This window comes from Oleiphilus sp. HI0128, assembly GCF_001635365.1.
In genome coordinates this window covers 1-708 of record NZ_LWGG01000420.1, presented here as the reverse complement: position 1 = coordinate 708, position 708 = coordinate 1, and the positions used below count along the sequence as shown (strand labels likewise).

At 45.9% G+C, this 708-nt stretch carries 1 protein-coding gene; it reads left to right on the top strand.

What is annotated here, in order from left to right:
- Window positions 1-708: EF-Tu/IF-2/RF-3 family GTPase (locus A3763_RS05205; protein ID WP_255376607.1), on the top strand; the 708-nt coding region annotated here is incomplete at both ends.

The window sequence follows — 708 nt, the reverse complement described above, 5'->3', positions numbered from 1 at the left end:
ATTCTTGAACAAGGCTGACTTGTTGGCTGAAGACTGTGGTGGTGCAGGTTCAGAAGAATACAACGAGATGCTTGAATTGGTTGAAATGGAAATTCGTGAGTTGCTAGACACTTATGAGTTCCCAGGTGATGATACGCCAATTATCGCAGGTTCTGCTTTGATGGCATTGAACGGCGAAGATGATAACGAGCTAGGTACAACTGCTGTTAAGAAGTTGGTTGAGTCGCTAGATTCTTATATTCCAGAGCCAGAGCGTGCTGTAGATCAGCCATTCCTAATGCCTGTTGAGGACGTGTTCTCAATCTCAGGTCGTGGTACGGTTGTAACGGGTCGTGTTGAGCGTGGTATCATCAAAGTTGGTGAAGAAATCGAGATTGTTGGTATCAAGGAAACTCAAACCACTACTTGTACTGGTGTTGAGATGTTCCGTAAGCTTCTAGACGAAGGTCGTGCGGGTGAGAACGTTGGTGTTCTTCTGCGTGGTACTAAGCGTGACGAAGTTGAGCGTGGTCAGGTTCTATGTGTGCCTGGTTCTGTTAAGCCTCACACTAAGTTTGAAGCTGAAGTATATATCTTGGGTAAAGATGAAGGTGGTCGTCATACGCCATTCTTCCAAGGTTACCGTCCACAGTTCTACTTCCGTACGACTGATGTGACAGGTGCTTGTGAGTTGCCTGAAGGTGTTGAAATGGTAATGCCTGGTGATAA